Origin of the sequence: Neptunitalea lumnitzerae, assembly GCF_027924185.1 — a bacterium.
Taxonomy (GTDB): domain Bacteria; phylum Bacteroidota; class Bacteroidia; order Flavobacteriales; family Flavobacteriaceae; genus Neptunitalea; species Neptunitalea lumnitzerae.
In genome coordinates this window covers 943,407-959,004 of sequence record NZ_BRVO01000001.1, presented here as the reverse complement: position 1 = coordinate 959,004, position 15,598 = coordinate 943,407, and the positions used below count along the sequence as shown (strand labels likewise).

General features: G+C 34.4%; 12 protein-coding genes and 2 tRNA genes. 7 read left to right on the top strand and 7 right to left on the bottom strand.

Translation table 11 applies throughout. The features are described from left to right. Window positions 1–36: 36 nt before the first annotated feature. From Y10_RS04260 to Y10_RS04245, 4 genes are all read right to left on the bottom strand, one after another. A tRNA-Asn gene (locus tag Y10_RS04260) sits at window positions 37–110 on the bottom strand. 218 nt (window positions 111–328) lie between these two features. Next, window positions 329–402: transfer RNA gene (locus tag Y10_RS04255), tRNA-Asn, on the bottom strand. A 73-nt stretch (window positions 403–475) separates the two neighbouring features. Beyond that, window positions 476–1,789, bottom strand: a complete 1,314-nt coding sequence (gene rseP / locus Y10_RS04250) for an RIP metalloprotease RseP (protein WP_281764123.1) — start codon at window positions 1,787–1,789, stop codon at window positions 476–478. A gap of 90 nt (window positions 1,790–1,879) precedes the next feature. Beyond that, window positions 1,880–3,802, bottom strand: a complete 1,923-nt coding sequence (locus tag Y10_RS04245; protein ID WP_281764122.1) for a M1 family aminopeptidase — start codon at window positions 3,800–3,802, stop codon at window positions 1,880–1,882. Window positions 3,803–4,134: 332 nt separating this feature from the next. On the opposite strand from Y10_RS04245, the gene Y10_RS04240 reads away from it, so the two are divergent. The 4 genes from Y10_RS04240 (at window position 4,135) to Y10_RS04225 (ending at window position 7,426) form a co-directional block, all read left to right on the top strand. Further along, entirely contained in the window at window positions 4,135–4,833 is a 699-nt protein-coding gene (locus Y10_RS04240; protein WP_281764121.1) for an SCO family protein, read from the top strand. 110 nt (window positions 4,834–4,943) lie between these two features. After that, the gene (locus Y10_RS04235; protein ID WP_281764120.1) at window positions 4,944–5,189 is read left to right on the top strand and encodes a FeoA family protein; all 246 of its coding nucleotides are present in this window, start codon (window positions 4,944–4,946) and stop codon (window positions 5,187–5,189) included. After that, the gene (gene feoB, locus Y10_RS04230) at window positions 5,186–7,282 is read left to right on the top strand and encodes a ferrous iron transport protein B (RefSeq protein WP_281764119.1); all 2,097 of its coding nucleotides are present in this window, start codon (window positions 5,186–5,188) and stop codon (window positions 7,280–7,282) included. Before Y10_RS04235 ends, feoB begins: the two co-directional genes overlap by 4 nt. A gap of 9 nt (window positions 7,283–7,291) precedes the next feature. After that, entirely contained in the window at window positions 7,292–7,426 is a 135-nt protein-coding gene (locus Y10_RS04225; RefSeq protein ID WP_281764118.1) for a hypothetical protein, read from the top strand. 11 nt (window positions 7,427–7,437) lie between these two features. Here the strand turns inward: Y10_RS04225 and Y10_RS04220 are convergent, their stop codons facing one another. The 3 genes from Y10_RS04220 to Y10_RS04210 form a co-directional block, all read right to left on the bottom strand. Beyond that, entirely contained in the window at window positions 7,438–7,818 is a 381-nt protein-coding gene (locus tag Y10_RS04220) for a DUF423 domain-containing protein (RefSeq protein ID WP_281764117.1), read from the bottom strand. Between the two features lie 11 nt (window positions 7,819–7,829). Further along, window positions 7,830–8,954: a GAF domain-containing protein gene (locus Y10_RS04215; protein ID WP_281764116.1), complete on the bottom strand. Its 1,125-nt coding sequence runs from the start codon at window positions 8,952–8,954 to the stop codon at window positions 7,830–7,832. 134 nt (window positions 8,955–9,088) lie between these two features. After that, complete coding sequence (locus Y10_RS04210) at window positions 9,089–10,141, bottom strand: endonuclease/exonuclease/phosphatase family protein (protein ID WP_281764115.1); 1,053 nt, start codon at window positions 10,139–10,141, stop codon at window positions 9,089–9,091. Window positions 10,142–10,269: 128 nt separating this feature from the next. On the opposite strand from Y10_RS04210, the gene Y10_RS04205 reads away from it, so the two are divergent. The 3 genes from Y10_RS04205 (at window position 10,270) to Y10_RS04195 (ending at window position 15,596) form a co-directional block, all read left to right on the top strand. Then, entirely contained in the window at window positions 10,270–13,080 is a 2,811-nt protein-coding gene (locus Y10_RS04205; protein ID WP_281764114.1) for a carboxypeptidase-like regulatory domain-containing protein, read from the top strand. 25 nt (window positions 13,081–13,105) lie between these two features. Further along, window positions 13,106–15,061, top strand: coding sequence for a DUF5689 domain-containing protein (locus Y10_RS04200; protein WP_281764113.1), 1,956 nt, complete (start codon window positions 13,106–13,108; stop codon window positions 15,059–15,061). 160 nt (window positions 15,062–15,221) lie between these two features. Next, complete coding sequence (locus tag Y10_RS04195; protein WP_281764112.1) at window positions 15,222–15,596, top strand: BlaI/MecI/CopY family transcriptional regulator; 375 nt, start codon at window positions 15,222–15,224, stop codon at window positions 15,594–15,596. Window positions 15,597–15,598: the final 2 nt, after the last annotated feature.

Sequence of the window (15,598 nt, the reverse complement as noted above, 5' to 3'; positions counted from 1 at the left end):
GTAACATTTTCATGTTACTGCTTTTATTTTTTGAAGCTCCCCCTCTTGGGCTCGAACCAAGGACCCTCTGATTAACAGTCAGATGCTCTAACCAACTGAGCTAAGGAGGAATTTACTTTGCCTTTTTAGCGGTGGCAAATATACATTTTTTTAGTATTTCTCCCAATAGATAAGCAACAATAATCTCTTAAAATAAAGTTTAACATTTTTAGGGAGTAACTATCTTTAGGGTAAAGTACTCGAAGTAGCTAACCTAAATCAACGTATACATTGTAGTTAAAACAAAAAAGCAGCAACATTTTCATGCTACTGCTTTTGCTTTTTAAAGCTCCCCCTCTTGGGCTCGAACCAAGGACCCTCTGATTAACAGTCAGATGCTCTAACCAACTGAGCTAAGGAGGAATGTGCTTCTCTATTTTAGCGGTGGCAAATATAGGAGTTTTTTAATTCACTCCAAACATTTTTTTAATTTTTTTTAGCCTTTAAAAATAAGTCGATATAAGTCGTTTCCGTTTGCATATAACACCAATGCAATAACTATAAAGAAACCAACCATTTGCGCATACTCTAAAAATTTATCACTTGGTTTTCTACCGGTAATCATTTCATACAACAAGAATAATACGTGTCCTCCATCTAATGCAGGAATCGGTAAAATATTCATAAAAGCAAGGATGATAGAAATAAGAGCCGTTTTCTCCCAGAAAGCTGTCCAGTCCCATTCCGGTGGAAACATATTACCTATACTTCCAAAACCACCAACTTGCGATGCTCCTTGTTTGGTGAAAATAAATTTCATCTGCACTACATAATCATGCAATGTCCAATATCCATAAGAAGCTCCTTCACTAATAGCTTCTCCAAAACTATATTCTTTATGGCTATAATCTATCAACTCATTACTACTAATACCCAACTTACCGTTAGCATCTGCAGTAACTTCTATAGTCTCTTGTGCCCCATTTCTATCAACAATCACATTGGTAGGCGAGTTAGGCTGTATAAGCGGTGAGATATCATTAAAATAAGTAACCTCCGTTCCGTTAACACTAAGTACCTTATCTCCCTTCATTATACCAGCTTTATAAGCAGGCATATCGGTAACCACTGTATCTATAACCGTATTGCTATAGGTAGCAAATGGCATCATTACATTTTGTCTAAAAATATGCATACCTATGGTATCTGGTAAATGTAGCACCTCTGTAACACCGCTCTGGTGTTGTACTTCTACATTTGATACATCTCTTACCAATAAGTATCTATTAATATCTAATTGGTTTTCTAGCTCCTTACCATTAATACTCAATATCTTATCCCCATCCTGAAAACCATAAGGCTTCATAATGTCGTTTACCATAAAGCCTTGCGGCATTTGGTCTGGTTTTATTTCAATAGTACCAGAGTTATAAATAAGCATGGTATAAATAACAAAACCTACAATAAGGTTAACGGTTACCCCACCAATCATAATAATTAAACGCTGCCATGCCGGTTTACTTCTAAACTCCCAAGGTTGTGCTGGCCCTTGCATTTGGTCGGTATCCATGCTTTCATCAATCATTCCAGCAATTTTCACATAACCACCTAAAGGCAACCAACCTATACCATAAACAGTATCTCCAATCTTTTTCTTGAAAAGCGCAAACTTTACATCAAAAAACAAAAAGAATTTCTCTACTCTGGTTTTAAATAATTTAGCAGGGATAAAATGCCCTAACTCATGAAGTACAATTAATATTGATAAGCTAAGTAATAGCTGTAATGTCTTGACTAAAATCGGATTCATATAATTCTTTCTCTACGTGTAAAACGCACAAAAGTAAGGTTTTCACCTTACTTTAAAAATTTAAACGCTTTATTTACTTTAAAATTTTCGTTAATTTTTTACGAAACTTTTTTGCACTGTACCTCTATTGGTTTCAATTAATACCTTGTGTACGCCAGATGCTAACAAAGAAACATCTATAACAGCCATACCATCTGTTACCGATACTAGCTTACCAGCAGTGTCATAAATCTTTACATGACTTATAGAAACATTCTCTGGTTTCTCAATTGAAAATTTATTTTCTCCAGGGTTTGGGAATATATTAATATCTACCTCTGAAATATTAATCTTATCAGAACTTAAAGTTACTGTATTAAATTTTGAAATAAGGTCATATTCTGGGTCAAACTCAACACTAACTACAGGAAAGCTTACCGGCACGTTAAACGATTGCCCGTTGGTGGTATTATCAAGCGTAACATCTAGCACCTGCCCAGAATCACCAATTAAACGAATTGGAATATTCATTTCAAAAAAGTCTACAGAGCTTGGCATAGAAGTCGTTTGGTTTACCACTACATCTATTGCACCCGTATTTTGCGTCCAATTAATATCATACATAGGATATCCTTCCCCGTAAATCCAATCATCAAAAAATTCTTGTAGAGCCATACCACTCTGATTTTCCATGTGCGAGATAAAATCTGGGGTATGAGCATAGTCATAAGATAAATTCGGATCAGCTAAATAATTTTGTAATCCTTGATAGAAATCGGCATCTCCTACTTTCTTACGTAGCATATGCAGCACCATAGAAGCCTTATTGTAAGACAAGCGAGCACTAAAAATTCTACTCACATTAACAGTATCACTAGGTTGTAAATACACATAACCACCAACATTAGAAGTGATATTTGAAATTTTTGCTTGTTTCCAGTTTAGAAAATCAGAAGGACCATCTAAATGCTCTTCAACCAAACCAGCCAAATACGTTGCAAAACCTTCATTCAACCATATATCTCTCCAACTACCACAAGTAACCTTATCTCCAAACCATTGGTGTGCTAACTCATGAGCTATTAATCCACGACTAAAACCTCCCATAAACGAAACGGTAGTATGCTCCATACCACCACCCCAACCAAATTGGGCATGACCATATTTTTCATCATGATACGGATATACTTCAAACAAATTTTGGAATAAGTTCATAATATCTACGGTTGCAGGAGTAGATGCTTGTGCGGTTGCTAAAGTTTCAGGATATACATAGTTGATAATATCAAAACTATCAGCGCCCGAACCTACCGTATGAGAATACACCTGATAATTAGTGATGGCAATAGCCACTAAATATGCTGGTATTGGGTGCTTATGTTCAAAAGTGGTTGTTTTTAAAGAACCATCATCTACAACATTAGTTTCTAACCCATTAGATACAGAAACATACTGAGAAGGTGCTGTTATTTTTACTTGAATACTATCTATCTTATCATTCAAATCTTGCTTACAAGGCCACCAATCTTTAGAACCATAAGGCTCTGACAATGTATATATTATAGGCACACCATTGTGTGATGATGCTGTAAAGGCGGCTTGTGTTGCTGAAGGTGTACCCGCATAACTTACAGTCAGCGAGTCTAGCGAACCTGTTGTAATAATTTGAGGAAAATTAACCACTAACTCATCATTAGCATTTTGAGAATAGGTAAGCGAAACACCATTTCTGGTTACAGAGCTTACAGGAAGTGCATTGCTAAAATCAAAAGTAATAGATGTTAAGTCTTCTTTTGCCTCAAAATAAGTAGTTACAACACCGTCTATATAATTCACCGCAGGATCAAGATCAAACTCTAGGCGCGTATATTTTAAATCGTAGTTTTCGGTATTAACATTCACGGGGGCTTGCATTTTGCCCTCGGCTCTATTCATTTCACTATTAACAATTTGCTTAAACTCTTCAAGGGTTTGCGCAAATAGAATAGAAGAACCACATAACATTAACGTTATAAAAAGTAATCTTTTAATCATATTTTAAGCAATAGTAAATTTGGGTATTGTAAATATATAATTTTTATTCGATAAAAAACATCAAACCATAATTCTCACTGATGTTTTGTCGAAAATTCACACATTTAGTGCATTTTTTATAAATGCAACACAAAACCTAATTTTTAATAAACAATCTAACATTCCAAAATTCAATCATGTAACATTTGTTACTTTAATGGTCATGTATTTTTGATATATATACGTAAGAAAAAGAAACTTGGTTTTAAGTATGCCATCAATATTTCAACACTTTAACAAACCAAACCATCATAAATCTGTAAATTTGCCCATCGTTTTACGCATTAAAAAACATGACTCTAAAAGCAAAAAAAAGCACCTCTTTAATAGCGCTTATTTCATTTTTAAGCATCCTACTGGTTATTACATTTTTAGCTATATATTACTTTTTAAGTAAACCAGGGAGAGAAGCCGCAGAACGACTTCCTATTTTTCAGCCTACAGACGTAAATGAAAAATTGGTAGACAGCACCGTACAATACATCAAAAAATACCACACCATTGCCAATTTTAAATTAGTAAACCAAAACGGAGATACGATTACGCAAAAAAATTACGATGGGAAAATTTATGTAGCCGATTTCTTTTTTACAACCTGCCCTGGAATATGCCCTATTATGACCGCTAACATGGCAGATATTCAAAAAGAAATTTTAAACAACAACCATGTAATGCTACTTTCACATAGTGTGACCCCGGTGCAAGACTCGGTACCACAACTAAAAAAATATGCTATTGAAAAAGGCGTTAATGACAGTAAGTGGAATTTAGTTACCGGCGATAAAAAGCAAATTTATGCATTAGCCCGTAAAAGTTACTTAGCCGCAGAAAGTGATGGAGATGGTGGCCCCTACGACATGGTACATACCGAAAATTTTGTTTTGGTTGACACTAAAAAAAGAATACGTGGTTTTTACGATGGCACTAAAAAAGAAGACATCCAAAAACTCTTAATTGACATTAAAAAACTTGAAAAAGAAGAGTTTGAGTAACCTAAATAAACATCGCTTTACCCATGTATAGCTTATTAATACTAAACTTTTTTGTTAACTGCATTATTTATAGTACTTTTGCTTAATTAAAATCAATCTAAATAAGAAAATTGAAACGTACTATTTCAGATTTGAAGCGAGGAGAAAAAGGAATTATTAAAGATATATCTCACCAAGAAATACCTTTAAAATTATATGAGATGGGATGCCTTCCCGGAAATGAAGTAGAATTAATTCAATTTGCTCCATTTAAAGACCCCATGTACTTAAACATAAATGGATCTTTTCTTGCCATTAGAAGACAAACTGCACAATTGATTGAAATTGAGAAAATAGAAAATACCCCTACACTATGAGCAAGCAAATTAAAGTTGCCCTCATAGGGAATCCGAACACAGGTAAAACATCCGTTTTTAATGCCTTAACCGGACTTAACCAAAAAGTGGGTAACTATCCTGGTATTACCGTAGAAAAAAAAGAAGGTGTTTGTAAGCTACCTAGAGGCGTTAAAGCACATATACTAGACTTACCAGGAACCTATAGTTTAAATGCAACTTCATTAGACGAAAATGTTGTTATTGAACTACTCCTTAACAAAAACGATAAAGACTACCCAGATGTAGCTGTTATTGTAGCAGATGTAGAAAATCTAAAGCGAAATTTACTTTTATTTACCCAAATAAAAGATTTAGAAATACCTTGTATTTTGGTGGTGAATATGGCCGACAGAATGGAGCGTAAAGGAATTTCTGTAGATTTTGAACTTTTAGAAAAACGCTTAAATACCAAAGTAGTTCTGGTAAGCACAAGAAAAGGTACCGGTATTGATACACTGAAAGACCTAATTTTAGATTACAAGAATATATCTGCTGAACCATGTGTTAATTCTTCAGTAATAGACCAAGAGTATTTTGGCGGACTTAAAAAGGCTTTTCCTAATCAATCTATTTACAAGCTTTGGTTGGTTATAACACAAGATGTGAATTTTGTAAAGTTAGATAGAAATTTAGTTAAAGATACTTCTAATTTCTCTACAAAATCACGCTCTGATTTAAAGCGAATGCAGCAAAAGGAAACCATTGTACGCTATCAGTTTATCAATGGAGTACTTAAAGAAACCTTCAGAAAAGACATTAATGCCGCTAAAGATCTTAGATCTGTTTTAGATAGGGTTTTAATGCATAAAGTATGGGGTTTTGCTATTTTCTTTTTAATACTGCTTCTTATATTTCAGGCTATATACAGTTGGAGCGAAGTTCCTATGAACCTCATAGATGATTCTTTCTCTTTTATAGGAGAATGGACCAAAACAAATTTACCTTCCGGAGCCTTTACCAATCTTATTGCCGAAGGTATCATACCAGGTATTGGAGGTATTGTTATTTTTATTCCACAAATAGCCTTTTTATTTTTATTTATTTCCATACTAGAAGAGACAGGCTATATGAGCAGGGTTGTTTTTTTAATGGATAACATAATGAAACGCTTTGGACTTAGTGGTAAAAGTGTGGTTCCGTTAATTTCTGGTACTGCCTGTGCTATACCAGCAGTAATGGCTACTAGAAATATTGAAAACTGGAAAGAACGCCTTATTACCATTTTAGTAACTCCGTTTACTACTTGTTCTGCAAGACTGCCTGTATACCTTATTATCATATCGTTAGTAATACCAGAAGGCTCCTTACTAGGATTAAGCTACCAAGCACTTGCCTTGATGAGTTTATACATTTTAGGGTTTTTAATGGCTATTATATCTGCTTACATTTTACACAAAATTTTAAAATTTAGAACACGTTCTTTCTTTGTGGTAGAAATGCCTAATTACAAAATTCCACTATTAAAAAATATTGGTATTACTGTTTTTGAAAAAACTAAAAGCTTTGTGCTAGGTGCTGGTAAAATAATATTAGCCCTTTCCATTATTTTATGGTTTTTAGCTACTAACGGACCTTCTGAAAAGTTTGAAAATGCAGAAAGTATTATAACCGCTCAATACCAAGACCAAAATATTAGCAAAGAAGAATTAAACAAACATATAAGCTCTTACCAATTAGAAAACTCTTATATAGGGATTGTTGGTAAAGCCATTGAACCTGTAATAGAACCTCTTGGGTACGACTGGAAAATTGGCATAGCAATTGTGAGTTCTTTTGCAGCAAGAGAGGTGTTTGTAGGTACCTTAGCTACTATTTATAGTGTAGGCTCTGATGATGAAAACACTATTAAAAACAGAATGGCTTCTGAAATTAGACCTGACGGATTTAAAGTTTTTAACTTAGCCTCAGGAGTATCTTTATTGCTATTTTATGCGTTTGCAATGCAATGTATGAGTACTTTAGCCGTTGTTAAAAGAGAAACCAATAGTTGGAAATGGCCTTCAATACAACTAGTTAGTATGACAGGATTTGCGTATATAGTTGCCTTGATAGCCTTTCAAATTTTAAAATAAGAAAAGAAGATGATGCAAGAAATTTTAGTTTACGCAAGTGTACTAGGCGCCCTTTTGTATTTATTTTACAAATACAACATGCCTAAAAGACAAAAAATTAACCGAAACTCAGGATGTGGTAAAGATGATTGTGGTTGCCACTAAGAACTACCACATTAAACAAAAATAGGTACTAGGGCATTGTATAACAGCAGTGCCCAACCTACTACTAAAAGTAAGCCTCCTAAAGGAGTTACAGGTCCTAAAAACTTCCATTTGTTTCCTTTATAGCCTGTGTAACACAGTAAATAAATACTACCAGAAAACAATAGGGTTCCAAAAATAAAAAACCAAACTGTAAGCGCTTTTACTTGACCTAACGGCAGATACCCTAATATCAACAAAACTATAGCGTGGTACATTTGGTATTTTACCCCTGTTTCATAACTTACTAGTTGCTGTTCGGTAAACTTACCTTTCAAAGCATGCGCTCCAAATGCCCCTAAAACTACTGAAAGCAAACCAAATAAAGCGCCTGCTATTTGTGCTATAATCATATTATACTATTTTACTCTTCGCAAGTATCATTACCGTTAACCAAAGCATTCCATTTCTTTTCATAAACAGAATTTAACTCGTGTGTAAATTTATTCAATTCATTAGAAATTTCCCGAATAAACACAGTATACTCTTTTAACTGATCTTCCTTTAAATTTTTCTCTTGCAAAATAAGCTCTGAAAGCACCATCAAATTTGCTACTGGTTTTCGCAACACGTGTGATATATCAAAAGCAATACGCTCCATGGCCTCTTCGTAGATTACCTGATTGGTAATTTCCTCGAAATAACCATACCATACCACATCGCCATTCTTAAGTTTTTCTGGAGTTGCTTTTGTTTTATACCAAGCATACCCGTTAGTTAGATGCACTTTAAACTCACAACACCACTCTATTAATTCTTGGTAAGACTTTTCTAAAGAATTTCTAAACTCATCCACATGTTCTTCAAACACAACACTTAATCCAATTTCAGGGCGCTCCCTCAACTCTTCTAATTGACTTCCAAAACCGTTATCATAATCTCCCAAACTAATAAAATCATACCTATAAGTACCATCCCGTTTTCTACGTAACTGAAATATAGTTAAAGGTACGTTAGAAGTAAGTTTAATAAGGCTTTCGGCACTTTCTGCTATTTCCTTTTTATTATCTTCCAAACGCTTTTTCATATTCAGATAATCCATCACCTTTTCAGCTACTAGCTTAAAGGTTTTCTTTTCTCTTTCGGAAATTTTCTTAGGTTCTTTATCTAAAATACAAAGCGTTCCATATACCTCACCAGCTGTTGACTTTAGTGCTGCTCCCATATAAAATTGGAAACGTTTATTCCCTGCCACGTGTGGGTTAGTTTTAAACTGTTCATGTGTTCTAGCATTCTCAATTACAAAAACCTCATCGGGGTTTAAAACCGTATACTTACAAAAGGAGTCATTGTAAGCAACCTCATTATCTTCTAAACCTTTACAATTAGTAAATAACAAGGTATCTCCATCTATAAAGGTGATTAAACTAATGGGGGTATCAAATAATGTAGAAACAAACTCTGTCAAAGAATTTAAAATTTCCTCTGACGGATCATGCGATAACCTATAATTAATAAGCTTCTGTAAACGCTCTTCTTCTCGTTTCATAAATAGCGGGGACAAACAAGTTTTTTCTTTTTTATAAGATAAAAATAAACCAATAAGCATAATATTACATTAAAAATATAAAAAGCCGCTCTAATTTAGAACGGCTTTAACTTATGTAGTTGTTTTTTAATACTTTATTTAGATTCCTTAATCAAATAAATGTAAACAGGAAAGTGGTCACTATACCCACCAGTATAATTTCCGTTAGAATAACTTCTAAAAGGATACCCCTTATACTTACCTTCTGCTTGTATTAAATAACGCTTATTATAAATATGTGCTTGGTAAAAACGGAAAGAGCTTTTATCCTCTTTTAGTAATTCAGCAGTAAAGAAAATTTGATCAAACAAATTCCAAGAATCTCTGTATGCCAAAGAACCTAATCCTTTTTTCAACATACTTTCCATTGGGTTATATAAATCTTTCCCTTTTACCTTACTTATTTTACCTTTAGTTTTAAGTATATTTTTCATACTAGAATTAGTAGGGTCGTCATTCAAATCTCCCATCGAAATAATTTTACTATCAGGGTTTAAGTTTTGAAGAGAATCTATAATCTTCTTATTTAAGGCAGCAGCAGCTTCTCTTTTAGATCTACTTTTAGCTTCTCCCCCACTTCTAGATGGCCAGTGGTTTACAATAAAATGTATTTCTTCGTTATCTAAAATACCAGTAACCAATAACTGATCTCTGGTATAATCTCTATCACCATCAGCATCACGTAACATTAAAGGTATATGATCAAAACTTAGTGGAGTAAATACATTTTTCTTATACAATAATGCAACATCAATTCCACGTTCGTCAGGAGAATCAAAATGAACAAACCCATAATTAAACTTTTTTAACTGAGGGTCATTTATCAAATCATTCAATACACGCTCATTCTCAATTTCTGCAACTCCAATAATATCAGGAGCCGACCCAGTAACTTCCTTACCTATATCAGCAATTACTTTTGCAGTGTTTTTAATTTTGTCTTTATAGATTTCCTCTGTCCAATGGTCTTTACCTTCAGGGGTTCTATCATCATCAAACTTCTTAGGGTCATCATATATATCAAACAGGTTTTCCACGTTGTAAAAGGCAACCGTTCTAACCCTAAAGGTTTTCTTCTCTTGTGCATTTATCTTTAATGACCATACCACTGCACAAAAGGCAAACAACAATACTCTTAATCTATTCATTCTTCAATGTGTTATCTAAGTGTTATAAAACAGAGCAAAAGTAAATAATTCTGTGAATTTTACTACATTTGCCGCGTTAACATATTTTTATGATTTAACAAAAGACGATTTTTTTAATTAATTTTTTTATGAAGAAAAGACTAGCATTTTTTCTCTTAAGCATTTTTACCACATTTGCTTTTGCCCAAAACGTAACAGTTACGGGTACTGTGGTAGATACTCAGGGAAAAGAACCACTATCTAATGTAGAGGTTACTGTAGAAGGCACCACACTGATGGTTCACACCAATCAAGACGGAGTCTTTACGATTAACGAAGTACCAACAGGACTGCAAAGTTTAACAATTATTGCTGAAGGTTACTTGATTAATTCATTACCAGTAGAAGTACCAGCTGAAGGTTTAGACCTAGGTATGATATTTCTAGAAAAAGATTTAACAGAAGAGCAGGCTACCAACCTTATTGCTTTAACCGAAAGCAACTTAACAGATGAAGGTAACGGTGCCGATGTAACTTCTGGTATTTTACAAGCATCTAGAGATACCTATTTAAATGCTGCTGCTTTTGATTTTAGCCCTTCTTTTTACAGAGTAAGAGGGTTAAATACCGACAGAGGTAAGGTAATGCTTAATGGTATTGAAATGAACAAATTGTACAACGGAAGACCACAATGGGGTAACTGGGGTGGTTTAAACGATGTAACAAGAGACCAAGAGTTTACTAATGGGTTAGCACCTTCTAACTATAATTTTGGTGGTTTAATTGGTACTACCAATATTAATGTAAGAGCTTCTAAATACAGACCAGGAGTTCGTGTAGCTTACTCTAACTCTAACAGAAGTTATGCTAACAGAGCTATGGCAACCTACTCTACCGGTTTATTAGAAAGCGGTTGGGCATTTACAGTTGCTGCTACTAGAAGATGGGGTGAAGAAGGTTTTAACGATGGTACTTTTTACAACGCCAACTCTTTCTTTACTGCTTTAGAATATAAATTTAACGACAAGCATAGCTTAAACTTTACAGCTATGTATGCTCCTAATAGAAGAGGTAAATCTTCTCCTAACACACAAGAAGTTTTTGACCTTAAAGGAACCAGTTATAACGAGTACTGGGGTTACCAAGATGGTGAAAAACGTAACTCTAGAGTTAAAGATGTTGAAGAGCCTATATTTATGTTAAACCATTATTGGGATATTAGCGATAACGTAAGCTTAAACACAAACGTTGCTTACCAATTTGGTAAAATGGGGAACAGCCGTATTGAATTTAACGGAAGTCGTTTAAATGAAGATGGGATACCTGTTGGTGGGGGCTCTAACCCTAGCCCTACTTACTACCAAAAATTACCTAGTTTTTGGTTAGGATTAGATGAAGGACCTAACTATACAAATGCATACTTAGCACAACAAGAATTTGTTTCTAACGGACAAATTAACTGGAATGAAATGTACCAACACAACTTTGCTAATGTTGGTGGTTACTCTACGTATGTTTTATATGAAGACAGAACCGATGACAAGCTTTTTAACGCAAACACAATTTTAAAGGCTGACATTTCTGAAAATATTATCTTTAATGCATCTGCTACTTACAAGCACTTGAACTCTTCTAACTTTGCTGAAATTATTGACTTATTAGGAGGTAATGGCTTTTTAGATGTAGATAATTTTGCTGAATCTGGAGATATTGAACAAGGTACACCAGACGTTGTTCAAAACAACTTAATGAATCCTAACCGTATTGTAGGTGAAGGAGATAAATTTAAGTATAACTACAATATTTACTCTGATGTAGTTGAAGGTTTTGCACAAGCACAATTTAAATACAACAAAGTTGATTTTTATGTTGCTGGACGTGTAACACAAACTTCTTACCAAAGAGATGGTATTTACCAATCAGGTACTTTCCCTACAGACTCTTATGGTAAAGGAGAAAAATTAAACTTTACAGGAGTTTCTGGTAAAGCAGGATTGACGTATAAAATATCTGGTCGTCATTTATTAGATGTAAATGCTGCATACATGACCAAAGCACCTACTATTAGAAACACCTTCTCTAACGCTAGAGAAAACCATAATATAGTAGACGGTATTAAAGAAGAAGTAATTACTTCTGTTGATGCAAGTTATATTTTAAGATTACCAAAAGTAAAAGGTAGAATTAGTGGTTTTTATAACACTATAGAAGATGCTAACGAAATTTCTTTCTACTATGCAGAAGGGGTTTCTTTCTCTACAGGTGGTGTACAAGCAGACCCTAATGCTTTTATTCAAGAAATCTTAACAGGTATAGACACTAGAAACATTGGTGGAGAATTTGGTATTGAAGCTCAAGTAACACCAACTATTAAATTAAAAGCTGCTGGGTCTATTATGGAAAGCATCTATAACAACAACCCAGACTTATATTTAACAGATGATGCTGGTAACAGATCTCAGACTTATACTTCTTACTTAAAGAACTATAAAGTTGCTACAGGACCACAACGTGCATTATCTGTAGGTTTTGAATATAGAGACCCAGATTACTGGTGGATAGGTGCTACATCTAACTTTTTCTCTAATGCTTATATAGATGTGAGTCCGCTTACAAGAACTTCTAGTTTCTACACAAACAACGATGGTCAAATATATAATGACTACGATGCTGAAGTGGCTAAAGAGCTATTAAAACAAGAGAAATTTAATTCTTACATGACCGTAAACCTAATAGGTGGTAAATCATGGAGAATAAACCGTAAATATTACATTGGTTTCTTTGCTAGCATTAACAACGTATTAAACGAAAAATACAAAACTGGTGGTTTTGAGCAAGGTAGAAATGCTAACTATAGAAGCTTAAAAGAAGACAAGGCAAGACAAACCCCTATCTTCGGTTCTAAATACTGGTACGGATACGGTACTACCTATTTCATGAACGTTTATTTTAGATTCTAAAACTCAAAAAAAATAATTTATACAAATGATGAAAGCAACAAAATTTTTAAAAGTATTACTTTCGGCAGTAGTGGTTGCAATGACTATTGCCGCTTGTACACAGGATGGAGACTACGATTCTCCAAACATTAGCTTGCACGAGCCAGACGTTGACGTTAACACAAATATTAGCACAGTAAAGACAATGGACAATGGTGGTGTATATGACTTCACCACAGCAGTGAACGATGCTATTAACGAAACATATGTACTTGAAGGATATGTGATTTCTAACGATGAAGCAGGTAACTACTATAAAACTGTAGTGATTCAGGATAGCCCTGAAAACCCAACTGCTGGTATTCAAATTGATATTGATGATGCTGCGCTTTATGATTATTATAAGCCAGGACAAAAAGTATATATTTACTTATATGGTGCAACTGATGAAAATGGTAATTTACTACCAGCTTTAGGTATGGAAAACCAAAACGGAGCACTTCATATTGGTTATATAGATGGTAACTCTGTTGCAAGAATTCCTGCTACTGAGTACTTATACTACATTAAAAGATCTACAGAAGTAGCTGAAATAGTGCCTACTGTAGTAAGTCTTTCTGATTTAAGCGAAGACCACATTAATACATTAGTACAGCTTGATAACATGCAATTAAGTGGAGCTGAAGTAGGTTCTCCTTATGCAAATGCTGATGATACTTATACCGTTAACAGAAACCTTGTTTCTTGTGAAGACCAATCAACTATTATTCTAAGAAATAGTGGATATTCTTCTTTCAAATCACAATTATTCCCAACGGGTAGTGGTTCTATTGTAGCTGTATATAGCGTTTATAATTCAGACAGTCAATTATTCATAAGAGATACAGATGATGTTTCTTTTGACAATGCAAGATGTCCAAGTGGTTTCTACAACCCTGCTGATGCATTTACAATGGACTTCTTTGAAGATTATGAAGGTGAAACTGCTGGATACGATGAGTTTGTAAACATGGAAGGATGGGCAAACATTAGCGCTGTAGACGGTTCTACTTTATATGAAGTTAGAAGCTTTAGCGGTAATAACTACGCACAAATTTCTGCTTACAACTCTGGTGAAAACACAGTAGATTCTTGGTTAGTAACTCCTGGAGTTATTGTAGATGGTTCTGCTACTGCTCCGGTATTAAACTTTGATACTAAAGACGGATATTATACAGGTGCTGCTTTAACTGTTTACATTTCTACAGATTTTAACGGAGACTTAACTTCTACTACTTGGACAGAAATTACAAGTGACGTAACACTTTCTGCTAACAACACCTCTAGCTATGGTGCTAACTTTATCAACTCTGGTGATTATGATTTATCAGCATATGCTGGTCAAACTATTTATGTAGGGTTTAGATATGTTGGTGGAAATAGTGGTGTAACATCTACTTACCAAATTGACAATGTATTTATTGGTGAATCAACTTCTGGCGGTGGAACCGGCGGAGGTGGAGGAACAGGTGCTGTTTTCTCTGACGATTTTGCTTCTGGTACTTTAGCTAACTGGACTGCTTACAGTGTTGCAGGTGCACAAGCTTGGTATTATACTACTTACGGAAACCCTAACGATAGTGCAGCTATGTCTGGTTATGATAGTAACTCTTCTAGCAATGTTGCAAACGAAGATTGGTTAATTAGTAATGCTATTGACCTTACAGGCTTCACTTCTGCTACATTTAGTTTTGATAACGTAAGAAGATATGCTGGTAATGCTATTGAGGTTTATATGTCTACTGACTATGCTGGTGGAAACCCTAACACAAGTGGTACTTGGACTCAGTTATCTGCTAATTTAGATACAGATACTACAAGCTTTAACACTTGGGTTAACTCTGGAGACATAGATGTTTCTGCTGCTGCAGGTGGTACACTTTATGTAGCGTTTAAATATACTTCTACTACAAGTGCTTCTACTACTATTGAAATTGACAATGTAGTTGTGAATGCACAATAATTAGAAACCAAAATACACCCAAAGCCCCGCTAATAGCGGGGCTTTTTTGTTGGCACCTCTGCTAACCTACTCTCCATCAGTTAATTTTTCAACTAAAAAATTAGTTTAAACTAAAAATTTAGTTATATTTGTCTTGTAACTAAAAAATTAGTTGATAAAGATGAAGCAACTCACCAAAGCAGAAGAAGAAATAATGCACGTATTATGGCAGTTAGAAAAAGCTACCGTAAACGAGGTTATTGAACAACTGCCAAACCCCAAACCCAAATACAACACCGTATCTACAATTATTAGAATTTTAGAGAGCAAAGACTTTGTAGATCATGAACAAATAGGTAAAGGTTATAAATACTTCCCTATTATTAAAAAGACTGATTATAGCAACCAGAGCCTTACTAAGATATTAGATAACTACTTCCAGGGTTCTTTTAAAAGCATGGTTTCTTTCTTTATGAAGAAAAACGATATAAGCCTACAAGAAATGGAAGAGATTTTAAAAAATATAGAAGACCAAAAAGAAGACTCACAAAAATAATA

Excerpts from the sequence above, each read along its gene's own strand:
- rseP (WP_281764123.1), bottom strand. The coding sequence starts at position 1,789 with ATGAATCCGATTTTAGTCAAGACATTACAGCTATTACTTAGCTTATCA.
- Y10_RS04245 (WP_281764122.1), bottom strand. The coding sequence starts at position 3,802 with ATGATTAAAAGATTACTTTTTATAACGTTAATGTTATGTGGTTCTTCT.
- Y10_RS04240 (WP_281764121.1), top strand. The coding sequence starts at position 4,135 with ATGACTCTAAAAGCAAAAAAAAGCACCTCTTTAATAGCGCTTATTTCA.
- feoB (WP_281764119.1), top strand. The coding sequence starts at position 5,186 with ATGAGCAAGCAAATTAAAGTTGCCCTCATAGGGAATCCGAACACAGGT.
- Y10_RS04225 (WP_281764118.1), top strand. The coding sequence starts at position 7,292 with ATGATGCAAGAAATTTTAGTTTACGCAAGTGTACTAGGCGCCCTTTTG.
- Y10_RS04220 (WP_281764117.1), bottom strand. The coding sequence starts at position 7,818 with ATGATTATAGCACAAATAGCAGGCGCTTTATTTGGTTTGCTTTCAGTA.
- Y10_RS04215 (WP_281764116.1), bottom strand. The coding sequence starts at position 8,954 with ATGAAACGAGAAGAAGAGCGTTTACAGAAGCTTATTAATTATAGGTTA.
- Y10_RS04210 (WP_281764115.1), bottom strand. The coding sequence starts at position 10,141 with ATGAATAGATTAAGAGTATTGTTGTTTGCCTTTTGTGCAGTGGTATGG.
- Y10_RS04205 (WP_281764114.1), top strand. The coding sequence starts at position 10,270 with ATGAAGAAAAGACTAGCATTTTTTCTCTTAAGCATTTTTACCACATTT.
- Y10_RS04200 (WP_281764113.1), top strand. The coding sequence starts at position 13,106 with ATGATGAAAGCAACAAAATTTTTAAAAGTATTACTTTCGGCAGTAGTG.
- Y10_RS04195 (WP_281764112.1), top strand. The coding sequence starts at position 15,222 with ATGAAGCAACTCACCAAAGCAGAAGAAGAAATAATGCACGTATTATGG.